This is a genomic window from Candidatus Cloacimonadota bacterium, from assembly GCA_034661015.1.
Lineage (GTDB): Bacteria > Cloacimonadota > Cloacimonadia > JGIOTU-2 > JGIOTU-2 > JAYEKN01.
In genome coordinates this window covers 1-2,612 of sequence record JAYEKN010000185.1, presented here as the reverse complement: position 1 = coordinate 2,612, position 2,612 = coordinate 1, and the positions used below count along the sequence as shown (strand labels likewise).

Below are 2,612 nucleotides of genomic sequence, written 5' to 3'. Positions count from 1 at the left end.
CTCCTTTAATAATTATCATAATTTCTTTTGGTAGCCTGTTTTACTGTCAAGTTTTTCAAGCATGATTTTCACAAAAGTATTTAAAGTATATGATTTGTTCAGGTAAATGCAACTTTTTGTCAATTCTCTTTTGAAAATTAATTGCAACATTGAATTTATTGACATAAAATTACCCCCCAAAAATTTGCAGGAACTTGCGCGCCCGTAGTTCAACTGGATAGAGCACCAGATTTCGGCTCTGGCTGTTGGGGGTTCGAATCCTCTCGGGCGTGCCATTTTACAATTATGAAAAAAAAAAATTCAATAACAAACGGTTTATTTATAACCTTTGAAGGTATCGAAGGCTGCGGAAAATCCACGCAAGCCAAACTCCTTGCCAAAAATCTGACAAAAGCAGGCTATGAAATTTTGCTCACCCGTGAGCCGGGCGGACCCCAAATATCTGAAAAAATCAGGGACATCCTTCTGGACAATCAAAATGAAGAAATGTATAAACTTACCGAAATATTTCTTTATATGGCAAGCAGGAGCCAGCATACATTTCAATGGATAAAACCTGCTTTGGAAGAAGGTAAGATCATAATTTGCGACAGATATTATGATTCCACTTTTGCTTATCAGGGAGCTGCCAGAAACATTCCGGCAGATATCGTGAAATCCATAAACAAAATAGCGATACTCGGCACAAATCCCGACACGACTTTTCTGGTTGATGTTCCTGTAAACGTCGGTCTCGCAAGAATCAATAAGCTAACCGAAAATGGTGGTAATATTGATAGGTTGGAAAGCGAATCCGTTGAATTCCACCAACGGGTTAGAGATTCATATTTGAAATTATCCGAAGAATATTCGGAAAGGATTGCTGTCCTAAATGGTTTGGAAAAAGTTGACAGCCTTCAATCGAAAATTCAAAAAATGCTTAAAAATAAATATAAAATCAAATTTTAATTTAATAAAGGAAAAAAATTATGAAAAACAAAAAAATTATCGCACTTATCATCGCAGTTCTATTTGTCGGTTTTTTCTCGGGAAGAATATCCATTGTAAAAGCAGACAATAAAGCAAGAAACCTGTACTCTTATATGCAACTTTACACTGAAGTTCTAAAAATTATTGAAAATGCTTATGTTGACACCTTAAACACCAAAGAACTTTTCGAAAGTTCCATCAACGGAATGATCGAAGAAACGATGGACCCTTTTACCACTCTTATGAAACCTTCCGATTTTGAAGAACTGAAAACCTCCACAAAAGGTGAATTCGGTGGACTTGGAATCAGAATAAGCTCACAAGGTAATTACATTACGATAAATTCGGTAATTGAAGGAACTCCTGCTAACCAAGTCGGTCTAATGGCTGGAGATAAAGTTACCAAAGTGGAAGGTGAATCCACAAAAGATTGGGATACAAAAAAAGCAGCAGATCATATGCGAGGACCAAAAGGGACTCAAGTTATCATCACTGTCCAAAGAGAGGGGCTGGACGAACCGATAGATTTTGAAATAACTCGCGATATCGTAAAGATCGAAAGCATTCCCTATATTTACAAATTAGATAATGACATCGGTTATATCCGAATCGTTAGTTTCAATGCAACTACAGGGAATGACCTTCATAACGCTCTTATAAATCTACAAAATCAGGGAATAAACGGACTGATAATTGATCTCCGTTCAAACCCGGGCGGATTGCTTAGCCAAGCTATTGAAACTGTGGATCAATTCATACCACGAGATGAACTGGTGGTTTATACTAAAGGTCGTTTTCGTAAATTTAATCGGGAATACTATTCACGAGATGATTTTGCCTTTAATAATATCCCCATCGTTGTCCTGATAAACCGTGCATCTGCAAGTGCTGCCGAAATTTTTTCCGGTTCCCTGCAGGATTATGATAAAGCTTTGATAGTTGGTGAAAATAGTTTTGGAAAAGGATGTGTTCAACAACTTTTTCCGCTACCTATGAATTATGGGATTAAAGTAACTACATCAAAATATTATATCAAAAGCGGCAGATGCATCCACAAAGATAATAATGAACTTTTGGGTGAAATTAACAAAAAAGCGAAAAAAGACACTTTGAAGGCAGAAACAGAAAAAGAAATTTTCGAAACTGTGAGCGGAAGAACTGTTTACGGCGGTGGAGGTATTACCCCTGATATTTTCGTAAAACAGGATACTTTGAACAAATACGAAGTACTCGTCAGAAGCAAAAACCTATTCTTCAAATTCGCAGTTGATTATCTCGCGGAAAATGATATTGATGAAAATTTTAATGTTTCCGAAAAATTACTCAATAAATTTGTGGATTATATTGATGAGAATAATGTTGAACATACCGAAGAAGAATTTATCGAAGCCAAATATTGGCTCAAAAATTCTTTGGAATCGCAAATAATCAGTAATAAATTTGGGATGGAAGCAGGAAATAAAATTGCTGTCCGCCAAGACCCACAGCTGCAACGAGTTGTTAATCTGCTAATAAATCATCCGTCATTACCGGAACTTTTCTCATTTGCTGCCGAAAACGATACGCTAACAATCGAAGTTAAGAAATAGTAATTTGGAGTAAAACATCCGTGATGTTTTAAGATAAACTAGTAATTTTGGAGT

General features: G+C 36.2%; 3 protein-coding genes and 1 tRNA gene. 3 read left to right on the top strand and 1 reads right to left on the bottom strand.

Features of this window, described 5'->3' with window-relative positions:
* Positions 1-15: 15 nt before the first annotated feature.
* A complete protein-coding gene (locus tag U9P79_07060; GenBank protein MEA2104380.1) occupies positions 16-165 on the bottom strand; it encodes a hypothetical protein in 150 nt (49 codons plus the stop codon).
* Positions 166-198: 33 nt separating this feature from the next.
* On the opposite strand from U9P79_07060, the gene U9P79_07055 reads away from it, so the two are divergent.
* From U9P79_07055 to U9P79_07045, 3 genes are all read left to right on the top strand, one after another.
* Positions 199-275: transfer RNA gene (locus tag U9P79_07055), tRNA-Arg, on the top strand.
* A 10-nt stretch (positions 276-285) separates the two neighbouring features.
* The gene (gene tmk, locus U9P79_07050) at positions 286-948 is read left to right on the top strand and encodes a dTMP kinase (protein ID MEA2104379.1); all 663 of its coding nucleotides are present in this window, start codon (positions 286-288) and stop codon (positions 946-948) included.
* Positions 949-968: 20 nt separating this feature from the next.
* Positions 969-2,558 (top strand): S41 family peptidase, encoded by a 1,590-nt coding sequence (locus tag U9P79_07045; GenBank protein ID MEA2104378.1) that lies wholly within the window; start codon positions 969-971, stop codon positions 2,556-2,558.
* Positions 2,559-2,612: the final 54 nt, after the last annotated feature.

What these genes read in the sequence shown, in the direction of transcription:
- U9P79_07045 (MEA2104378.1), top strand. Translation starts at nt 969, where the DNA reads ATGAAAAACAAAAAAATTATCGCACTTATCATCGCAGTTCTATTTGTC.
- U9P79_07060 (MEA2104380.1), bottom strand. Translation starts at nt 165, where the DNA reads ATGTCAATAAATTCAATGTTGCAATTAATTTTCAAAAGAGAATTGACA.
- tmk (MEA2104379.1), top strand. Translation starts at nt 286, where the DNA reads ATGAAAAAAAAAAATTCAATAACAAACGGTTTATTTATAACCTTTGAA.